At 62.1% G+C, this 19,369-nt stretch carries 18 protein-coding genes; 5 read left to right on the forward strand and 13 right to left on the reverse strand.

Features of this window, described 5'->3' with window-relative positions; all coding sequences use genetic code 11:
* Window positions 1–139: 139 nt before the first annotated feature.
* From NTU39_RS13585 to NTU39_RS13600, 4 genes are all read right to left on the reverse strand, one after another.
* On the reverse strand, window positions 140–1,417 hold the full coding sequence (locus NTU39_RS13585; RefSeq protein ID WP_257960012.1) for a putative glycoside hydrolase: 1,278 nt from the start codon (window positions 1,415–1,417) through the stop codon (window positions 140–142).
* Complete coding sequence (locus NTU39_RS13590) at window positions 1,410–2,261, reverse strand: polysaccharide deacetylase family protein (protein ID WP_257960013.1); 852 nt, start codon at window positions 2,259–2,261, stop codon at window positions 1,410–1,412. Before NTU39_RS13590 ends, NTU39_RS13585 begins: the two co-directional genes overlap by 8 nt.
* A gap of 139 nt (window positions 2,262–2,400) precedes the next feature.
* Window positions 2,401–2,829 carry an Hsp20/alpha crystallin family protein gene (locus NTU39_RS13595; RefSeq protein WP_257960014.1) on the reverse strand — a complete coding sequence of 143 codons (429 nt, stop codon included), beginning with the start codon at window positions 2,827–2,829 and terminating at the stop codon, window positions 2,401–2,403.
* A gap of 118 nt (window positions 2,830–2,947) precedes the next feature.
* A complete protein-coding gene (locus NTU39_RS13600; protein ID WP_257960015.1) occupies window positions 2,948–4,204 on the reverse strand; it encodes an MgtC/SapB family protein in 1,257 nt (418 codons plus the stop codon).
* Window positions 4,205–4,382: 178 nt separating this feature from the next.
* On the opposite strand from NTU39_RS13600, the gene NTU39_RS13605 reads away from it, so the two are divergent.
* The gene (locus tag NTU39_RS13605) at window positions 4,383–5,342 is read left to right on the forward strand and encodes a universal stress protein (protein ID WP_257960016.1); all 960 of its coding nucleotides are present in this window, start codon (window positions 4,383–4,385) and stop codon (window positions 5,340–5,342) included.
* A 28-nt stretch (window positions 5,343–5,370) separates the two neighbouring features.
* On the opposite strand, the gene NTU39_RS13610 is transcribed toward NTU39_RS13605, so the two are convergent.
* From NTU39_RS13610 to NTU39_RS13620, 3 genes are read right to left on the reverse strand one after another with little or no spacing between them, the layout of a single operon-like run.
* On the reverse strand, window positions 5,371–5,832 hold the full coding sequence (locus NTU39_RS13610) for a universal stress protein (protein ID WP_174984183.1): 462 nt from the start codon (window positions 5,830–5,832) through the stop codon (window positions 5,371–5,373).
* Window positions 5,833–5,878: 46 nt separating this feature from the next.
* Window positions 5,879–6,352 (reverse strand): pyridoxamine 5'-phosphate oxidase family protein, encoded by a 474-nt coding sequence (locus NTU39_RS13615; RefSeq protein ID WP_150662615.1) that lies wholly within the window; start codon window positions 6,350–6,352, stop codon window positions 5,879–5,881.
* Window positions 6,353–6,410: 58 nt separating this feature from the next.
* Window positions 6,411–7,064: a BON domain-containing protein gene (locus tag NTU39_RS13620; protein WP_257960017.1), complete on the reverse strand. Its 654-nt coding sequence runs from the start codon at window positions 7,062–7,064 to the stop codon at window positions 6,411–6,413.
* A gap of 233 nt (window positions 7,065–7,297) precedes the next feature.
* Here NTU39_RS13620 and NTU39_RS13625 point away from each other — a divergent pair, with 233 nt between their 5' ends.
* A complete protein-coding gene (locus NTU39_RS13625; protein WP_150662617.1) occupies window positions 7,298–8,125 on the forward strand; it encodes a universal stress protein in 828 nt (275 codons plus the stop codon).
* 51 nt (window positions 8,126–8,176) lie between these two features.
* On the opposite strand, the gene NTU39_RS13630 is transcribed toward NTU39_RS13625, so the two are convergent.
* The 3 genes from NTU39_RS13630 to NTU39_RS13640 form a co-directional block, all read right to left on the reverse strand.
* Entirely contained in the window at window positions 8,177–9,484 is a 1,308-nt protein-coding gene (locus NTU39_RS13630) for an NRAMP family divalent metal transporter (protein WP_150662618.1), read from the reverse strand.
* 39 nt (window positions 9,485–9,523) lie between these two features.
* Window positions 9,524–10,555 (reverse strand): Acg family FMN-binding oxidoreductase, encoded by a 1,032-nt coding sequence (locus NTU39_RS13635; RefSeq protein WP_246184379.1) that lies wholly within the window; start codon window positions 10,553–10,555, stop codon window positions 9,524–9,526.
* A gap of 67 nt (window positions 10,556–10,622) precedes the next feature.
* Entirely contained in the window at window positions 10,623–11,138 is a 516-nt protein-coding gene (locus tag NTU39_RS13640) for a hypothetical protein (protein ID WP_150662620.1), read from the reverse strand.
* Between the two features lie 597 nt (window positions 11,139–11,735).
* On the opposite strand from NTU39_RS13640, the gene NTU39_RS13645 reads away from it, so the two are divergent.
* Window positions 11,736–13,274, forward strand: coding sequence for a thymidine phosphorylase family protein (locus tag NTU39_RS13645; RefSeq protein ID WP_257960018.1), 1,539 nt, complete (start codon window positions 11,736–11,738; stop codon window positions 13,272–13,274).
* A gap of 23 nt (window positions 13,275–13,297) precedes the next feature.
* Complete coding sequence (locus NTU39_RS13650) at window positions 13,298–14,182, forward strand: ribose-phosphate diphosphokinase (protein ID WP_246184380.1); 885 nt, start codon at window positions 13,298–13,300, stop codon at window positions 14,180–14,182.
* Window positions 14,183–14,231: 49 nt separating this feature from the next.
* Here NTU39_RS13650 and NTU39_RS13655 read toward each other — a convergent pair whose 3' ends face one another.
* Window positions 14,232–15,275, reverse strand: coding sequence for a zinc-dependent alcohol dehydrogenase family protein (locus NTU39_RS13655; protein WP_150663438.1), 1,044 nt, complete (start codon window positions 15,273–15,275; stop codon window positions 14,232–14,234).
* 24 nt (window positions 15,276–15,299) lie between these two features.
* Window positions 15,300–16,142, reverse strand: a complete 843-nt coding sequence (locus tag NTU39_RS13660) for a universal stress protein (RefSeq protein WP_174984189.1) — start codon at window positions 16,140–16,142, stop codon at window positions 15,300–15,302.
* A 272-nt stretch (window positions 16,143–16,414) separates the two neighbouring features.
* On the opposite strand from NTU39_RS13660, the gene NTU39_RS13665 reads away from it, so the two are divergent.
* Window positions 16,415–18,343, forward strand: a complete 1,929-nt coding sequence (locus NTU39_RS13665; protein WP_257960019.1) for a PAS domain-containing sensor histidine kinase — start codon at window positions 16,415–16,417, stop codon at window positions 18,341–18,343.
* Window positions 18,344–18,357: 14 nt separating this feature from the next.
* On the opposite strand, the gene NTU39_RS13670 is transcribed toward NTU39_RS13665, so the two are convergent.
* Window positions 18,358–19,353 carry a zinc-dependent alcohol dehydrogenase family protein gene (locus tag NTU39_RS13670; RefSeq protein WP_257960020.1) on the reverse strand — a complete coding sequence of 332 codons (996 nt, stop codon included), beginning with the start codon at window positions 19,351–19,353 and terminating at the stop codon, window positions 18,358–18,360.
* Between the last annotated feature and the right edge of the window lie 16 nt (window positions 19,354–19,369).

Raw genomic sequence — 19,369 nt, forward strand, 5'->3', positions numbered from 1 at the left:
GGTGAGTAGAGAGGCCGCTGCCGGAAGCCCCGCAGAGACGATCAATATGTCAACGGTAGCTGTTCATTGCGCTCGCGCCTTGGCCTGAATCAAACTCTGTGCACGCCGTCCGGACCTTCATCGAACATGCGCTTTCGCGCTACCGAGGTAATGCGTCACGGTCGTATTGATTTCTGGGGTTCCACAGCATCCAACCGTCCGTCTGCTCAGACTCGGCAGCCTTGATCTGCGCCTGAATCTCCAACGGGCCGAACGCTTTGCGATCGAAGGCGTAATCACGGAACGCCTGCAACCACGGCCGGAATCTCACGCCTGGCAGTCCGGAGCGCCGGATAGCTTCACTGAGCGAGCGCGAGACGATTTCGCCGGGATGCTCGGTCGGCTTGCGGCAACCGGGAAGTCCCCATGTGAACCCCGAGGGGTAAAGCATGGGGGAGATGTAATCCACGCGACTACCGAATGTCTCAAGTTGCTGGCCGATGTCGGTGTCGTTCAGGTTCCAGCACACGTAGCCGAAGATGTCGACGGACGTGTACACGCCATAGCGCGTGAGGCGTTCTTGCGCCGCATCGAGAAAGCCCGTAATGGCGGCCACCCGGTGGGCCTCGGTGTTGGGTTCGTGAAATTGCAGCCCCGCCGCATCGGGGAATCTCAGATAGTCGAACTGGATCTCATCGAATCCCATGCGCGCCGCCTCTTCCGCTAGATCGAGATTGTGTGACCAGACGACCGGTAACGTTGGATCAAGCCATCGCAGTTGTTCGTGGTCGCGCCAGACATCGCCGTGAGCGTTGCGCACGGCCCACTCCGGGCGTACCTGCGCCAAAGGATCGTCCTTGAAGACGACGATTCGCGCGATGAGGTAGAGTCCGCGCGCATGCAGCACCTTCACCAGACCGGGAAGGTCCGCGACGTGCGGCGCGTTCCTCGGGATGTACGTCTGAGCGCCGATGTGTTCGCGCGCAGGACTTTGGTATGGCGTGACGCCACGATCTCCTTTCAGATCGATCACCAAAGCGTTAACGACCGTGGTGTCCGTGAGTGCAAGCGCTGCCGCCAGCAGCGTCCGGCTCGAGACGCCGTAGGCCGATAGATAGACGGCCTTCGGACGAAAAGCCGTCATTGTCACGACCATGCCGCCCTCCCCCGGCTTCGCCATTGGCACCGCTACGCGCAAAAAACCCGGCGCCTTTACCGTTAGCGTCGCGACCTCGGCACCGACGTCGGAGATCGTGAACGATCCGTCCTTCGCGGTCATCGCCATGTGCTCTCCCGCAACGACGATTGCGCCCGGTATGGGTTGCCGTGTCATGGCGTCCACCACCATGCCCGACGCAGCGTTTGCGGCGAGCGACGGCAGCGCCTGCGCCAGCAGGCAGATCAGTATTGCGCCGACGCGTTTCACCTGACTAGTCATGGAGTGTCTGCGCTTGCGCGAGCATGCGTCTTAGGCAGGCCGCGGCGCAATCCTGCGTCATCAGGTATCTCGGGATAGCCATCGAATCGGTGTTGCGGGTGACGGGCTTCGCGTCAATTGAGAACGCGTATCGATATCCCTCGTCGCGCGCGATGCTTTCGAGCTGTGTATCGTAGATGCCAAAGGGCCATGCCAGCCATTGCACGGGTTTGCCGGTTGCGGCTTCGAGAGACACCCGCGAACGCCGGAGCTGATCGTGGACGAAGCGTTCATAGTCGGCGGGGGGGCGTCGGGCGCGCTCCGTTTTGAAGTTTGGGTGCCAATAGGTGTGAGATCCTACGTCGACCTGCGTCGAAAGCGCGAGTTCGCGCACCTGCGCCCACGTCATCGCATACGCTGCGTTGGAGATCGCTGACGGATAGAGGAAAAGTGTGACGGGAACGGACGCCGCCTTGAGCATCGGCCAGGCGATCTCGAAAATGGATCGGTGACCGTCGTCCATCGTCAACACCAAGGCGCGCGGCGGTAACGTGTCCTGAGACCCTGTGAGCCACGCAAGCACGTCCGCCATCGGCACGATGCGGTAGCCGTTATCCGTGAAGAATTTCAGTTGTGTGCGGAACATGCGCATGCTGACGGTCGTCGAGTCCGGCTCGCGCACCAACTCACCGTCCGTGAAGCGGTGGTAGACGAGGATGAGCACGTCATGCTGCATCTGCTCGGCGCTCGCCCCCGTCGGCACCCCGAGGAGCAACGCCACCGCCGACAACGACAAGGCGAGCCAGCGAGCGCTCAGACGCACAAATGCGGCAACCGTTTGTCCGCTTGCTGCATCGACACTCATATTTCCGCTCATGGTCGTTAGTATCGCGACGATGCCTCATGGCTGCACGCGTGTGAGCGCCCAGCGTGCTACGGCGTGCCGGAGGGGGCCTGCGCCGCCCTCCGCCCCAATCAAGGGGGAACCGCCTGCACGGTGAAGTTCACTGAATCGTCAGTTGACGCTCGCCCGCATCGGCGCGTTTCGGCAATACCAGTTCCAGCACGCCGTCGCGGTAATTCGCTTGCGCCTTCTCTTTGTCGACACTTTGCGACAGCGAAAAGCTGCGATACATATCGCCTTCGTAACGCTCGCGATGTACGAAGTTGCCGTTGTCCTTCTTTTCCGTCGAATCGCTGAAGTGGGCGCTGATAGAAACTTGATTGCCATCAAGCGCCACTTTGATGTTTTCCTTGCTCACGCCGGGCATGTCGGCGCGAACCGTGAACTGCTTGTCGTCCTCCTCGACATCGAGCTTGATCTGCATGCGCTTGCTGCTCTCCAGCGCTAGCGGCCGCCAGAAAGCGTTGCGAAAGAAATTCTCGAAAGGTTCATCGATGCCCAACGGATCGAATCGGGTAAGGTTTGCCATGACTGACTCCAAAGGTGATTGATGCGGTGGCGCGCGCCGTTCCCCCCGGCTCGCACCCCTTCTACTGTATTAGCGCGTCGCGTGCCTCCATTGACCGAAGTCAAGCCGATGTGTCGATTCAGGGGGGCCCGTTTTTCGATGACAGGATGTAGGCTAGCCAGATGGCGACGACGACAAAGACAAGTCCGGGCACCACCGTTTTTGCAAATCGGGGGCCACCCGAAATCGTCGCCACGACGCCTTTGGCCAAAGCGTTCGTCGACACGCCAGCGAGAATGGGTAGCGCGGCGCTCGTCATGCTCAACCGCCCCTGTTCGACAAGTGAGCTGACGCTGGCGGCCACCGAGTGCGCATCGGCTAATCCACCGGTCATCGCCACGACCAGTAAACCGGCGGGCCCATACCATTGCGAAAGTGCCCCCGATGCGAGCATGACCAGCGAGACGCTGAGCGTCAGTATCAATGCCGACTTCAGATCGATGCCCGTATCGATAACGGGCATGTCGGACTCGCTCTGAAGGCTTGCACGCCATAGCGCCCACAGGGCATACGCCAGCGCGCTCAGCGCACCGGCCCCAAGCGGAAATGCCAGTTGGATCAGCACCCCGGGATGGATCGTGCCGATCACAATTCCCAGCTGTATCATCGTCGCAATAGTCGATAACACCGCACCGGCTGCGGCCATCGGAAGCCGTTCGGGATTTCGCTTTGCCATGGCCCCCATAGCACTAATCGTCGCAATGCTCGACGCAAAACCCGACACGAAGCCCGTGACGGGCAGCCCGGCCCGCAGCCCGAGTACACGCTGTGCGATATGTCCGATCAGCGCGACCAGCAACATGACGACCGTGAACCGCCAGATCGTGTAAGGGTTCAGGGCGTAGAGCCCGTCGATTGGCCGGTCGGGAAGGATGGGAAGAATGACGAGCGCTGCAACGGCGAGCAATAGCGCGTCCTGCAAGTCGCCCTCGGTAATGACGCCTGTCACGAAACGGTGGAGGTGAAATCGCACCTGTAGCACGCATGCCACGGCCACACCGAGCGCGACGCTGAGTTCCGGTGCCCGTTGAGCCAGTGCGCCGAGCGTCAGGGTAAGGAGTAGCGCGACTTCCGTCGTCAGTCCGGGGTCGTCGTGCGGTCGCAAGTAGGCCACGGCCAGAAGCGCGCTGAGACCGACAGCCGTCGCGACGACGAACCATACGCCCCCTACCGTCATGGTGACGGTGCCGAGCATGGCGGTCAGTGCGAACGTCCGGATACCCGCTGCGCCACGCTCTCGTGTCGTGCCTTTGCGCCGCTCACGTTCGGCACCGATCAGCAAACCGATGGCCAGTGCCGTCGCGAACGGTAACAGGTCATGCATGGGTCCGGTCATGAGGAAATTCGGCACAGTTGCCACCGTAGTCGCGAGAATGCCTCCAGCTTAGTGGGTGCATGGCGTCGGTGCCCACGCAATGAACCAACATTGATCGAACGCAATCGCCCTGACCGTTCGCGTGCCTATGCTGGTATCGACACCTCACTTCGGCACGGCATCTGCCGTGATATCCATCATGTCTCCCAACTCGCCATTGCTGTCGCCTCAGACCGCACATCGCCCCTTCAAGCGGATTCTCATCGCCGTTGACCCTGGCGGCGCCTCGTCCAAGGCGGTCGGCTACGCGGCCCACCTTTGCTCGGCACAGACGCAGGTGCTGGTGATGGGAATATTTGAGGACCCGAAAGCCTACCTCCTGCCCCACTCCGCCACGCCCGCCGATGTTCGCGAGGCCTTCGAGGAACTCAAAAACGACGAGCTGGCGTCGCTCGAAACGGCACGCTCAACGCTGCGCAGCACCGGTGCGCAAGTCCATCTTCGCTTACTCGGCCCGGCGCTCGGAAACCTTGAAATATCCACACAATTGGCACGCACTGCCCGCGACTGGGACGCCGATCTGATCGTCGTCGGGGCCGAGCGCAAGGCCGGCGTGATCTCCTTGCTGGCGACCAAAGTGTCCGCCGTATTGGCCGAGCACACGCACCGCGCCATTCTCGTGGTGCCGGGCGATGCGGACGAGTCGACGCTGCACCCTGCGAAGCGCCTCTTGTTTGCTGTGGACGGCAGCGATGCCGCGCTGCACGCGGTGCGCGTCGGCTTGCGGCTTGCCCCGCCACACGCCCGGTTGCTGGCGTTGTTCGTCGAAGACAGGGGCATCGATTTGGCTCAACTGCGTCAGTTTCTCGTCTCTCCGACGTTTGATTCCAGGACGGCTGATCACGCAGTGGAGCAAGCAAAGGCTGTCATGGCCGAAGGCAACCCCGGCATTACCATCGAGAGTCTGGTGTCGCACACCCGTCTGACCGAAGACGTGGCGTGCGCCATCAAACGGGAGGCGCACGATTGGAGGGCCGATATCGTGGTCGTAGGCGCTGAGGATCGGAACGGGATGTTTTCCTGGTTCCGAGGGCACGAAAACGAGCGTGTGGCGCGAGAAATCGACCGCCCGCTTCTCGTGGTCAATGTGGCGCAATAGAGCGAATTGAACTGTCTTCCCACCGAGATCACTGAGCAGTCGACTTTACGACGAGCACCGGGATCTCCGCGTGCGACACAAGACGGCTCGCTTCGCTCCCGAGCGCCAGACGAGACAGCCCGCGGCGGCCATGTGAGCCGGAGATGACAAGATCCGATCCGGCACGCAGCGCCTCGGCGAGCACACGGTCGGCCACGTGCATGCGACTGTCGACGAGCGGCAGCGTGATGAAGTCGGCCGCCACCCCTTCGCGCGACAGCACATTCAATGCCGCCTCCCGCACGGCCATCGTTTCCGCACCGACCGAGTCTCTAACGTCGGTAAGCGACGGCAACGCCGCAGCCATCAGGGGAAAGTACAGCGCGGGGTCGATTTCGACATAAGCGACACGCAGGCTGGCACCCAACGCACGTGTGAGGCGTGCGGCATGGGTAAGCGCGATCTCCGATGAAGGACTGCCATCGAAAGCCATCAGAATGTGTCGATACATGTGGCACCTCCGGTTCATGAGACGGCATGAGCAGTCCCGGACAATGTCATTCGCATTTGCGTTTCGACGCAATCGAAACGATATCGGCGTGACCGAAGCCACGGCTGTAGTCGAGCACCTTCATTGCCCAGGATTCGAGCTTCACGATCGTCGTCCGGCTCGATCCGTGCTCCGGGACTCGTGTCCACGCATTGGGAAAGCGGGCGTCGAGCAAACGGATGGCGAGAGAGCGCTCGGCGGATTCATCGGGCAGGATTTCGGCATAGGCATGCCCGGAGATCGCCTTGATCTCCGGCCACCCAGCGTAGGGCCTGAAAAGGCAGTAGGACACTTGCGCGTTGTACTCGATGTTGGCGATCTTGCGGCTGTCGCGTGCTGTCGCAAAATAGATGTCGAGCCCCTGATGGACGAAACATACGATGTCGGACTGCGGGTTGCCGTCATGCATCAGTGTGGCCAGCGACAACTCCCGGCAGCCGTCCAGAATCTCCATCACGACCGTCTCCAGCTTCGGATTCATTGATCGTCTCCCGTGGTATCGCGCCGCGCCTCGCAACGCGACGACATCGACCGTGTTCTCATTCCACGTGCAACCGGTCCACGACCGCGCTGACGCCGTGGGTGCTCATCGCTGCACCGCGAATCGCCTCTTTCTCGGCCAGCGAGTGCACCGTCCCCGTTAGCAGTACCTCTCCGTTGCCCAGCAACGAGATCTCAAGGTGGCTCGCTTCCCGTTGCGCCTGGCGCGAAAGCGCCGCAGCAATGTGCCCGACGATCTCGCGTCGATGGGGACTGCCTTCGACCTTGATGTCGTTGATGACGCCTTTGACGCCTCGCAGTGCGCGTACGGCGTTCTCCGCCAGCAATCGCTGCGTGTACATCGGCGCGGTGCCCTCCAGCGTCACCCAGCTGTTCTCTACCTTGACGTGCATGCCTTCGGGGGGGAGGCCCGCGTGCCATTTGAGAATGGCGAGCGCTGCGCGCGCGATGTCGGCGTCGGTCTGACGGTCATGGTTCGTGGGTTTGACTTCCAGTGACACCACGATCGCGCGTGCGCCGGCGACCCGGCTCGCGACGCGTTCTGCCTCGCATTTTTCGAGAAAGCTGCCGACATCGCCGGAAAGGGTGACGATGCCGTCCCGAACTTCCACGCCGATGTCGTTCGCGTGGATGTTCGTGTCACGTGCCAGTTCGTCCATGACGTCGCGCTGCAATTGGATATCTGTCTTCATCGAATGTCTCCGGGGGATGCGTTGAACCGTTGAGTCCGTCGTGTGGTTGAACTTTAGGGCCCGGGATCGCGTTGCGCCGATCTGGCTTGCTGCAGCTTGACGCACGTCAACGCGAGGCATCGGCGGCCCCCGCGAATCGTGGTCATGCGGCTATAAATAGGCAGACAGTGGCGATACGACGTCACGGCCAACCCTCGGGTGAACAGGAAGACACCCATCTCAGGAGCGATTAAATGAGCCTACGGAAAATCTGCGTTCACGTGGACGACACCGCGACGGGGGCGGCGCGGTTGCGCTTTAGCGCCGAGTTGGCGCGACAGCATGAAGCCCGTCTCTCGGGCATCTATTTGCCTCACCGTCCCGGGGCGGTTCACTCAGGACAGCTTCAGTCGTCGGGCGAGCATTTTCAGACCGAATCGCATTCGCGCACGGCACTCCAGGCGGCCGAGCATCTCTTCTCCCAGTTGTGTGCCGAGACGGACATCGCTGGCGATTGGCATACGCCTTACGGCGCAGCGCCGACGATCCTGGCGAATGCCGCACGTGCGACGGACCTTTGCATCGTCGGTCAACCGGATGCGCCGGGCAGTGTTGCCGCATTGGGTCTCGATGGACTTAGTGACGTCATCCGGTGGGCTGGCGTGCCTGTCATGGGTCTCCCGCACAACGTGACACTACCGCGCGAAATCCGACGCATTGTCGTAGCGTGGAACGGTTCGCGCGAGGCCCGGCGCGCTATCGGCGACGCCTGGCAATTGCTCGGACGCGCACAGGACATCTTCGTTGTCGGCATCGACCGCACGCCCGGTGAGGACGATCCCTCGCTTCACGACATCGTGCGTTTGATGGAAGCGCACGGGTTGCGTGCCAAGCCGGTATCGGTCAGGGAGGACACGGAAGGCAGCGACGGTGTACAACTGCTGTCGGTCTCGGAGGCTTATCAGGTCGATCTGATCGTGATGGGCGCCTACGGGCACAGCCCGACGCGGGAACTGGTCTTCGGAGGCGCCACCCGGACAATGCTCAAGCACATGTCCACGCCGGTCTTGTTGTCTCACTGATTCGACGCCGCCATGTCCGGCGCCTTGAAGCAACGGATATGGCGGCGGTTTTCAATCGGGCAGTAGCATGACGAGCGCCGCCGCCCCCATCACCCCTGTCGCGATCCACCCCAACGCCAGGATCGGCCAACGCGCCGTAAACTGGCCCATCACCGAACGGCTCGCGGCAAGCAAAAGCACGACCACCATCAGCGGGACCGCCACCACGCCGTTGATCACCGCGCTCCAGAAGAGCGCTCTCATCGGGCTTATCGTTGTGAACTGCATGCCCGTCGCGATCAGAATGCTCAGTGCGATGATGCCGTAGAAGCCCTTTGCGCCGGTGAGCTTGCGCTCGAGCCCCTCCTCCCAATGCAATGACTCGGCCAGCGCGTAGGCGCCGGACGCCGCAAGCACCGGCACCCCGATCAGTCCGACGCTCACAATGCCGATGCTGAATAGCACGTACGCCATATCTCCCGCCAGCGGGCGCAGTGCGCTGGCCGCCTGCGCTGCGGTGTCGATGCGCGTCACGCCAGCGGCGTGCAAGGTGAGCGCCGTCGCGAGGATCACGAAATAGGCCGTCAGATCCGAGTAAAACATGCCGCTCCAGGTATCCCACCCGATCCGGCGCAATTCGGTGTCGGCGGCGGCCGCGTCATCGACCAGTGGCTGCGCGGCCCGATTGCGCGCCATGTCTTCAACCTCCTCCGAAGCTTGCCAGAAGAAGAGATACGGACTGATGGTAGTGCCGAACACGGCGACGACAACTGCCGCAGCGGACGCGTCGAGCTTGAATTCGGGATGGAAGGTTCTCAGCGCCACGGTATGCCACGGCACATGCACTGTGAACAGCACGGCGGCATAGGCGAGCAGTGACATCGTCAGCCATTTGAGGAAGACGACATACCGGTGATATGGCACGAATATCTGCAGCAACAATGTGCCCACCGCAAAACCGACCGTCATCCAGTGCCGCTCGACACCGACGATCAGCTCCGCGACCTCCCCCATCGCGGCGAGATCTGCGGCGATATTGAGCGTATTGGCTACAAGCAGCAGCGCAACAGTGCCGCGAAGCACCGACGGCGGAAATCTCGTGCCGATATTGGCCGCCAATCCCTTGCCGGTGACGCGACCGATACGAGCACAGATGAGTTGTATCGCCGCCATGAGCGGAAAGGCCAATGGCATGGTCCACAGCATATTCAGGCCGAACTGCGCGCCGGCCTGCGAATACGTGACGACGCCGCTGGGGTCGTCGTCCGCCACCCCCGTGATCAGGCCCGGTCCGACATGGGCGAACGGATGCTCGCGCAAACGTTTGCGCAGGGACTCGAAGCGCGTCGGTGAGCGTTCGTTCGCGAGATCCGATGTCATTGCCGAGTCTCTTTGGCGAAGGCGGATGTCCGACACAGGTCAGGAGACGACCGACGCCAGGCTGCGGCGCGGCGTGTGCGCTTGCGAGGCGCCATACCCCACGCGCAGCAGCAATTGCGGATGATCCGAAGCGCCTGCGCCGACATCCGCGCGTAATGCCTCGACTTCGATCGGCTGGTTGAGAAACGAGGCGTACAGCCCGTTGTCCGTCAGTGTGAGCAGAACGCGCTGCATGGCCTGCCCCGCCATAATCCAGTTTTCCTGATTGTCGGCGGGAGTGCTCAGGCACACGAGCAACGGCGAGCCTTCGACGATACGGCGATGGCTTGCGGCGATGCCGCCGCCGATATCGAACGTTCTGACAACGGACGTCAGCACCGGCGACGCGAAGTCGAGCAGACTGCTTTCGGTCGACGAGTAGCTGGCCATGCCGTCGTCGCGCCGCGCCGCGCTGACCCACAACGCAAGCTCTCTGCGAAAGCGAGCATCGCCAAGTTGCGCCCGATCTGCCCGATCGATCAGTTCGCCAAGACGCATGCGGCCCGCGTCGTCCGCGACAGGCTGGAGCCGCGCGCCCTCGGACTCGGCACACGCGCACAACTGATCGACGACGGCCTGGGGAACGCGCCGAGTGTCGTACATCTGGCGATTCGTCACACGCCGGGGGATCGCAGCGAAAAGCCCGGCAACGGGACCGTCGATGAATCCTTCGTCCAGGAGCTGAACACTGGCGATGACATCGGGCTCGGCAGACGCGGGCATAGTCCGGATTGCATAGGCACAACCAAAATGACTGAGCGCGACGCGTAGATTGAACAACGCCGCACCGCAACTGATCGCCAGTTCGCGGTCGTAAGTGTCGCTCACGGGAAGTCCTCGAGACCGATCCGCGCACAGCAGCACGTTATCGTCGCCCAGGACGAAGCGCCACGGTTGCGTATTGTGGGTTGAGGGGGCAAGAATCGCGTATTGCAGACAGAACCGGAGCTTTTCGTGCGCAGAGGCCGACGTTGGGAATGTCTGCTCGTCAACGCACCACGCGTGAAGCCGGTCGTCTTGGGTTTGGGTCACGATAGTCTCCTCGGATAATTCGGTACGTCTGGCCGTTGTCATTCATGATCGACGCTGCGCACGGACCTCACGGTTTTTCGCTGCCCGCGCCGACGAGCGCCGTTTGGAGCGAGGCCAGCCGCTGCGCCAGCGTTCGCCCGGCTTCTCCTGACAGGGTGTTGGCGGCATCCATCGCAGATCGTGTCAAATCTCCCCACGCTTCCCATGCACTCAAGCCGCGATTCGACGAGGCATCGAGCGTGTCCGAGAAAATGTGCTGCCACGCCTTTTCGGCGCACTGGTATTGCTCCGCCCATGCAGCGGGCGCACGCGCTCCCATCTGTAACCACCCCTGCCAGATCAGCTGCTGGACCGCTAACTGGCGGTTGATGAACGCGAGCTGGCTGGTGAAGACAGCATTAAAGCTTGGCGCATTGGCCAGTTCGGTACCCAACGCATCGTCTGCTTCAAGCAATCCCTTATCCGCCTGTAATTGCACCTGTCGCAGGCATTGGAGATTGGCGAGCCAGTGGCGATGCGCGTCAAGCGCTGCAAGCATCGGTGCTGTGCAAAAGTGCAGCGGCGGATTCTGTTCGGTGGGCATTGTCGAAGCTCCTTGAACCAATTGCGTGCCCGCGCCGCGGCAGTATCGACCCGGGCCTGGCGCGCACGCGTGATGAGGCATGCTGACTTGAACCATAATCGCGCCCTGCAATCACGCCTTGCGCCATGTCAATGTCAATGTCAATGCGCGCAGCGTGCGCTGCCGCCGTATGGCAAAAAAAGAAGCCCGCCGAAGCGGGCGTAATCCCAACTTGCTTGCGCCCTGAACGGGGCCGTATACGGGCGCAAGTGCCATTGACTCGGCAACATCGGGGGATCCGGACGTCGGTGCGACTGGCACCGACAACGCTCCCACCTTAGCGCCGATCGGCAGGCATGCGGTTGACATATCTCAATGTCTTCTCACCCTCGGATTGCATGACGTCTGTGACGCCCGGCCGTTTGACCCGCATCAACGTCATGCCAACCAATCGCTACCTTCGGAGGGATTCCGACTAGGCTTTGAGGCACCAGCATGTCGGTCCGTATGAGCGCAATTTCCGCCATGCCCCCGCTTCCCATTCTGCAAGGAAGGTGCCCTGTGCCGGAGAACGTCCAAAGCGCTTGCCCGATTGCGGCTCCCGATCCTGAGACCGGGATGGCGGACCGTCAATCCACGCCCGACGCCGCCACAGCGCCCTGCGGGCGATGCTTACGTGCCCGTCATGTCAGTGTCGACACGCTTCGTGAGGCCGTTGCGTACCTGCGCCACGACAGCCAGGTCTGCCGTTCCGAAGGCTTTGCCGCGCAGACACGTTTGCAGCTCGACTATGGTCAGACGACTATCGTGGCCACGTTGCAAACGGTTACGGGCGATTGGCTGGAACTCGACGAGATCGGCTTGAGCGAGGCGGCGATGCAAGCGCTGGACGTTGCCGAGGGAGATTGGGTGAGGGTTCATCACATGCCGCCTCTGGAGTCCTTTCGCCACGTTCGCGGCCGCATGTATGGTGAACCCTTCACGCACGACGCATTAACCGAAGTGGTCGGCGATATCGCTGCCGGACGCTATTCATCCATTCATATCTCGTCATTCCTGACCGCGTGTACGGGAAATCGTCTGTCCGACGACGAAATCGTCTCGCTCACGCAGGCGATGGTCGCAACGGGAAAGACGCTGACGTGGCGTGCCGACAAGGTCATGGACAAGCACAGCGTCGGTGGACTGCCCGGCAATCGGACGACACCTATCGTGGTGGCAATCGTGACGGCGCAAGGTCTGGTCATGCCAAAAACGTCTTCGCGTGCGATTACGTCTCCCGCAGGCACCGCCGACGCGATGGCAACGTTAGCCCCCGTCGATCTCAGTGCAGACGAAATGCGTCGTGTCGTCGAGGATGTCGGGGGATGCGTCGTTTTTGGCGGTGCAGCGAACCTGAGTCCGGCAGACGACATCTTGATACAGGTGGAGCGTCCCCTGGAGCTGGACAGCGAGGCCCAGATGATCGCCTCGATTCTGTCGAAGAAGCTTGCGGTCGGCGCGACGCACGTCCTGATCGATATTCCGGTCGGCCCAACCACCAAGATTCGCTCGGACCACGCCAGCACGCTATTTTCCGAACGACTGCGCACCATCGCACGCGCGCTTGGGCTGGACGTCGTCACGTACGTCTGCCAGGGCAACGAACCGGTTGGGCGTGGTATCGGCCCCAGTCTCGAAGCCCGCGACGTACTGGCCGTGCTGCAGAATCGCGCCCGGGCACCGAAGGATTTGATGGCCAAGAGCGTAGAAGTCGCAGGGCGGATCCTGGAAGCCGGCGGCAAGGCGTTACCCGGCGAAGGGGCACAGGTGGCGCGCCGGGTGTTGATCAGCGGGCTTGCCTGGCAACAGTTTCAGCGCATCTGCGAGGCTCAGGGCGGCATGCTGGAGCCGGTCGTCGGTCGTCATAGCAAGCCGATAACGGCACGCCACGCCGGTGTTGTCACCACCGTAGACAATCGTCACCTGTCGCGCGTCGCGAAGCTTGCCGGCGCTCCCCTCGCGACGCGCGCCGGAGTGGTGTTTGAATCGCCAATCGGTACGGTAGTCGGCGCGGGGCAACCGCTTTTTACCATCTACGCGGAAAGTCCCGGTGAACTCGAATATGCATTCGAGTATGCAAACCGCTTTCCGGACATTGTCTGTGTGAGGGCATGATGAAAGACGTCGCCATTTACGCTATGCCTGGAAACGAATCATTTGCCCGGGTGCTCGCCGGACTCGTCGAATGTCCCCTGCAACGCTTGCTGATCCATCGATTTCCGGACGGCGAGCAACTTGTGACGCTTGACGGCCCGCTGAGCGGAAAGTCGATCGTTATCGTCTGCTCGTTGAATCGGCCCGACGCGAAGCTGTTGCCACTCCTCTTTGCCGCAGATACGGCACGAGACCTCGGCGCGCGTGAGGTGATCCTGGTTGCGCCATACCTGTGCTATTTGCGTCAGGATGCGCGTTTTCGTCCGGGAGAATCGGTATCGGCCAACAGTTTCGGCCGGTTGCTCAGTACCTGGTTCAATGGTCTGGTTGCCGTTGAACCCCATTTACACCGCCTGCCATCGCTTAGCGCCGTCTATACGATTGCGGTGCGCTCTCCCCATAGTGCGACGGCGACAGCCGCGTGGATTGCCGCGAACGTTCCCGATCCGCTCATTGTCGGCCCGGACGACGAAAGCGCCGCGTGGGTGGCACAGATCGCCGGGCGAATCGGCGCGCCTTCGGTCGTGGCTCACAAGACTCGACACGGTGACCGGCAGGTCAGCCTTGAACTACATGTGCCAGCGGCGTATGCGCATCGCCAGCCGGTGATCGTGGACGATATTCTCGCGAGCGGGCAAACGATGCTCGCCACGATTGGCGCGTTGGTCAAAGGCGGCTTCGGAAGTCCCGTGTGTATCGCGGTGCACGGGTTGTTCGACGGGATCAGCGTTGACGAACTGATCGCTGCAGGTGCCGGATCGGTCGTGACCTGTAATACCGTGCCCCACGCGTCGAACGCCATCGATGTCACACCGGCCGTGCGTGAGGCGCTTGGCGACTTGCTCGACGAACTGGCCAGCCGCCGGTGAATTGCTTCGCCGACGGCGCACTGCGCAGTGCCTATCGGCGAGTCGGGCGCTACGCCTTCGGTGTGATGATCACTTTCAACGCATGCGTGTTTGCCGCGTCCCCGAAGGTTCGATAGGCGTCGAGAATATCGGCGAGCGAAAAGTGGTGAGTGATCAGGACACCCGGCGCGAGCCGCCCCGACTCGACGGTCTTGAGCAACATAGGCGTTGCGGCGGTGTCGACCAGCCGGGTCGTGATGCTGATATTCCTGTCCCATAGGGATTCGAGATGCAAGTCCACCTTCCGACCGTGGACACCGACGTTCGCAATCGTGCCCCCGGCAGCCACAATCGCTTCGCAGAGTTCGAATGTCGCAGGCACGCCGACCGCCTCAATGGCGGTGTCGACGCCCTGCCCGCCTGTCTGCCTTTTGACGAACGCAGCGGCGTCCTCCTTTTCCGGAGACACAACGGCCGTCGCGCCGAGCCTTAAGGCCACTTCCAGCCGCGCGATGTCCGGATCGATCACGATCACCTGCGCCGGGCTGAAGAACTGCGCCGTGAGCAATGCCGCCAGTCCGATCGGCCCCGCCCCGACGATGGCGACGCTGCTGCCCGGTTGAACCTTGCCATTCAGAACGCCGCACTCAAAGCCGGTCGGCAGAATGTCGCTCAGCATGACCAGCGTATCGTCATCTACGCTGGCGGGCGCGTGGTAGAGGCTGGTGTCTGCATAGGGCGCGCGGACGTATTCGGCTTGTGTTCCATCAATGCGGTTGCCTAGAATCCACCCACCCACGGCGCAATGGGAATACATGCCCTTGCGGCACGCGGGACACTTTCCGCAGGATGAAATGCACGAGATCAACACCCGGTCGCCGGCCTTGAAGGACGTGACCGCCTCGCCGGTTTGCACGACTTCCCCGACGCCCTCGTGCCCAAGAATGCGGCCCGGTGTCACCGTGGGAACGTCCCCCTTCAGGATGTGAAGATCCGTGCCGCAAATCGTCGTCTTGCGAATCCTCACGATGGCATCGGTCGGCGCCAGGATTTCGGGGATCGGCCGGTCTTCCAGCGTGATCTGCTGTGGACCGTGGAATACAAGGGCTTTCATGGCGTCACTCCACATTGCTCAGGTTCAGTGCGACATCAGCACAGGAACCGTCATGGCTTCAAGCATGGTGCGGGTCACGCCGCCCAATACCCACTCCTGCATGCGCGAATGCCCATACCCGCCCATCACAATGAGGTCGGCGTTGAGGTCGGCGGCGCGCGAGAGTAACGCCTCGCCAATCGCGACATCGTTTGTCCTTCGCTCCGGTGTCACCGTGACGTTGACACCATGCCGCGCGAAATACATGGCGATGTCCATGCCGGGAATGGGGCCCAGATCGTCCGGACGAGCGCCCCGGCTGACATGCATCACGTCGACCGCTTTCGCCGAGCGCAGAAACGGCATGGCATCGGCGGCGGCACGTGCGGCTTCACGGCCGCCATCCCACGCCACAAGCACATGTTTGAAGTCGGTGGTCAGCTTCCCGGCGTACGGGATGATCAATACTGGCCGCCCGCCGCCGAGCACGACCGACGCGACAAATCCGATCGTCGGCGAGGACTCGGGGTCGGAACGGTCTTCTTGTCCGACGATCACGAGATCCGCATACCGGGCATGGGTCCGCATTTCGGGATTGTCTTCGTAAGGCGGCGTGATCCATTCAGGGCTAACGTCCTGTCGTCGACAGACTTCCGTGAACATCTGTTCCGCCTGAGCTAGCCGTTTTGGGTCGCTCTCGGGCGCGGGCGGCGGCGGCAGCCCGGTGCCGCCCATGGCCGTCACATCGGGAAAGCCCGGCGGATGAAATGGCAGGTAGATCCCCGTCAGATGGGCAGGGAATCGATAGGCGAAGTCCGCCGCGAGTTCAATGCGGGCGCGGCAGCGATCACTATTGTCGACATGTACGAGTAACGTGCGGTAAGGCATGGCCATGCTCCCGAGTTATGAGGTCATCTCTGAACAGTAGTGCAGACGCTGGAGCTGCCTTTGATAAGCATCAAGACGACTATTGGTCTGTCAGACGTGCCTGCCAGCGGCCGTCGACATTGCGGATTGATGCGTATGGGAAATTGGGGAGAACGGTGATACAACTGCGCTATTCACCGCACTAGAACAATTGAATCACTCTTGAATCGGGGCGATCGATGGTCAGAACGCTTCGCAGCACGCAATTCCCTTCGCGCCGCCGGGCGGATGCCGTGGTCGTCGCCATGCTCTGTGTGATGTGTGTGGTTGTTGCGCTGGCCAACTGGCTCTCAGTCCGGACAGCGCTTCAGAGCAATGTCGATGCGCGATTTGCCTTGCGCACGAGCGCGGCCACCGACAAGCTTTCGATTGCACTGACCGCCTACCGGGACGCCTTGCATGGCGCGTCCGACCTCCTGTCCGCTACGCCCAAGCCCGGCGACGCCCGCTGGATGGATTACGTCAAAGGGATGAAGCTGTCGGAACGTTTGCCCGGTCTCACAAGTTTCGGCAAGTGCGAGCAATCAGGTGGGGACATCGTTAGAACGTCCGGCTACTCACCGAGCGGGGAGTCAGTGCTCGGCACCCGAGACCGCGTGCGCCTTCCCTCCGGCCCTGATGTTCGGGAACGCCTGTTTGCCAGCGCCACCGTGTCCGGTACTCCGCCATCACTTGTCTTTCTGACGAGCAAGGGGCCGTCGCCTGACTGTACTTATGCCATCGCCAATGTCGATACGCTGGTTCACGCGGCCATCGGACCGCTGCTTCATGACCTGACATTGACAATTACCGTGGACGGCGACAAAGGGCCCGGGCAACTGATATTCGACAGCCTCTCGCCTCGCGCGCCAGCAGAGCCGCGCCCGCCGGTCGATTATCGGACGGTCGCAAACGTGACTTACGCGGACCGGCCAGCGCTGGAACTGGCCTACACGGCCTCGGGCGAGTTTGCTGCACTGCGCGGCGCGGGCGTCGCCAATTGGGCGCTTGCCTTTGGCATCTTGCTGAGCGTCATCACGGTACTCGCCTGGGTCGTCGCCCTGCTCTCCCGTCGGCACGCCATGGCGGTCAACGAGCGAGAGGCCATCGACAAGCAACGCTCCGAAAGTCGGTTATTCAGCGTCATCCAATCGGTGCGGGAGGCGATCATCACCATCGACGCCCAGCAGCGAATCCAGATCTTCAACCCGACCGCCGAGAGCATTTTCAAGTGCAGCGCCATGGAGGTGATCGGCGAACCGATCGAACGCTTCATTCCCGAACGATTCCGCGGCGCCCACTTTCAGCACATCGAACGCTTCGGTGCGACCGGGGTGTCGGAGCGATTGATGGGACGCGGTCGTGCGCTCTGGGGGCTGCGAGCGGACGGTGAGGAATTTCCGATGGAGGCGTCCATTTCACAGAGTGCCGACGCCGGAGGCAAGTTCTTTACGGTCGTGTTGCGTGACGTCACGGAACAACGTCAGATGGCGAGCGCTCTGCAAACATCCCGCCACGAACTCGAGAAACTTAACGCGCGCCTTCAGGAGGTTCGCGAAGACGAAAAGTCCCGTATCGCGCGAGAGCTGCATGACGATCTCGGCCAACGTCTCACCGCCTTGAAAATGGACGCGGCGATGCTCAGACAAGCGCTGGACGGGCAGCCCGCAGTGTCGGCAGACGTCAAGCGCATCGAGCAATCGATCGACGGCATGGTCAGTGCAGTTCGCCAGATGGCGGCGGATCTGCGTCCGCCGATGCTCGACGATCTGGGGCTCGGTCCGGCGATCGAATGGTATGCGCAGGAGTTTTCACGTCGCTATGGCATGGCCGTCGATGTGACGGGCACCCATGGGTTACCCGCTGTCGCACCGGCAGTGGCGACGACCTTGTTCCGTATCGTGCAGGAGGCCCTGAACAACGTCGCCAAACACGCGCATGCCACCGCGATTACGGTCGAATTGACCTGCGACCGGGAGTACAGACTTCGTATTTCCGACAACGGGCGAGGATTGCCGCCGACGCGTCCGAAACCGGATTCCCTGGGGCTGATCAGCATGCGGGAACGGGCACGCCTGCTTGGTGGGACGCTGGAAGTCCGCAGCCCGTTGGAGGGCGGCACCGTGGTTACCACCATCATTCCGCTGGAACCCTCGGCTTCGACGCCGCCTGCAGCGCATTGAACGCAGGCGGATATCTAGGCAGCCGCCCGCACTCGGAGCACAGCAGCGCCCGAGATGGCACCGCGACGCAGGTCGTCGAGTGCTGCGTTGGCCTTTTCGAGCGGGTACGCTGTCGTGGCCACTTTCAACGCGATCCTCTCGGCAAGGGCGAGAAATGCCAGACCATCTGCGCGCGTCAGATTCGCGACGGAGCGCACCTGACGCTCGCCCCATAACAGTCGGTAAGCAAACCTCGGGATGTCGCTCATATGAATGCCGGCGCACACGACGACGCCTCCCCGGTCGACGGCCGCGAGCGCCTGAGGCACCAGTGAGCCGACCGGCGCGAAGATGATGGCGGCATCCAGCGGAACGGGCGGATCCGCATCGCTCGGGCCAACCCAACGGGCGCCGTGCGAGAGGGCGAACGTCGCGCCTTCGTCGTCGCCCGGCCGGGTGAAGGCATACACTTCGCGCGCCTGAGCGCTCGCGATCTGCGCAATGAGATGGGCCGCAGCGCCAAAACCGTAGATCCCCAGACGCCGCGCGTCGCCGGTCATGCTGAGTGATCGGTAGCCGATGAGGCCAGCACACAGCAACGGCGCGGCAGTCGCGTCATCATAGGCATCAGGGAGCCTGAAGGTGAACTGCGCTTCGGCGACGACATATTCGGCGTAACCACCGTTGAGCGTATACCCGGTAAATTGCGCCGCTTCGCAGAGATTTTCTTTGTGGTTCAGGCAAAAACGGCAGCGGCCACAGGTCGATCCCAGCCACGGCACACCGACACGGTCGCCAATGTGTAAATCCCCTACACTCGCCCCTGTGGCCGTGACGATCCCCACGATTTCGTGGCCGGGAACAATGCCGTCGGGCACGCCGGGCAATTCGTCATCCACGACATGCAGGTCGGTGCGGCAAACCCCGCACACACTGACACGTATCAGCACTTGTGTGGGGGTTGGCGTCGGCACAGGAATGTCGACGAGTCTGAGCGTGCCGTCAGACTTGGAGAGTTGCATCGCTCGCATGCCGTCGTGCTCCGTG

Source organism: Pandoraea commovens (assembly GCF_024704525.1).
GTDB classification, from domain to species: domain Bacteria; phylum Pseudomonadota; class Gammaproteobacteria; order Burkholderiales; family Burkholderiaceae; genus Pandoraea; species Pandoraea commovens.

Coding starts and splice junctions, on each gene's coding strand:
- NTU39_RS13620 (WP_257960017.1), bottom strand. CDS start 7,064: ATGAAGACAGATATCCAATTGCAGCGCGACGTCATGGACGAACTGGCA.
- NTU39_RS13610 (WP_174984183.1), bottom strand. CDS start 5,832: ATGTATCGACACATTCTGATGGCTTTCGATGGCAGTCCTTCATCGGAG.
- NTU39_RS13585 (WP_257960012.1), bottom strand. CDS start 1,417: ATGACTAGTCAGGTGAAACGCGTCGGCGCAATACTGATCTGCCTGCTG.
- NTU39_RS13660 (WP_174984189.1), bottom strand. CDS start 16,142: ATGCCTTACCGCACGTTACTCGTACATGTCGACAATAGTGATCGCTGC.
- NTU39_RS13645 (WP_257960018.1), top strand. CDS start 11,736: ATGGCGGACCGTCAATCCACGCCCGACGCCGCCACAGCGCCCTGCGGG.
- NTU39_RS13625 (WP_150662617.1), top strand. CDS start 7,298: ATGAGCCTACGGAAAATCTGCGTTCACGTGGACGACACCGCGACGGGG.
- NTU39_RS13630 (WP_150662618.1), bottom strand. CDS start 9,484: ATGACATCGGATCTCGCGAACGAACGCTCACCGACGCGCTTCGAGTCC.
- NTU39_RS13655 (WP_150663438.1), bottom strand. CDS start 15,275: ATGAAAGCCCTTGTATTCCACGGTCCACAGCAGATCACGCTGGAAGAC.
- NTU39_RS13605 (WP_257960016.1), top strand. CDS start 4,383: ATGTCTCCCAACTCGCCATTGCTGTCGCCTCAGACCGCACATCGCCCC.
- NTU39_RS13640 (WP_150662620.1), bottom strand. CDS start 11,138: ATGCCCACCGAACAGAATCCGCCGCTGCACTTTTGCACAGCACCGATG.
- NTU39_RS13670 (WP_257960020.1), bottom strand. CDS start 19,353: ATGCGAGCGATGCAACTCTCCAAGTCTGACGGCACGCTCAGACTCGTC.
- NTU39_RS13590 (WP_257960013.1), bottom strand. CDS start 2,261: ATGAGTGTCGATGCAGCAAGCGGACAAACGGTTGCCGCATTTGTGCGT.
- NTU39_RS13595 (WP_257960014.1), bottom strand. CDS start 2,829: ATGGCAAACCTTACCCGATTCGATCCGTTGGGCATCGATGAACCTTTC.
- NTU39_RS13650 (WP_246184380.1), top strand. CDS start 13,298: ATGCCTGGAAACGAATCATTTGCCCGGGTGCTCGCCGGACTCGTCGAA.
- NTU39_RS13615 (WP_150662615.1), bottom strand. CDS start 6,352: ATGAATCCGAAGCTGGAGACGGTCGTGATGGAGATTCTGGACGGCTGC.
- NTU39_RS13600 (WP_257960015.1), bottom strand. CDS start 4,204: ATGACCGGACCCATGCATGACCTGTTACCGTTCGCGACGGCACTGGCC.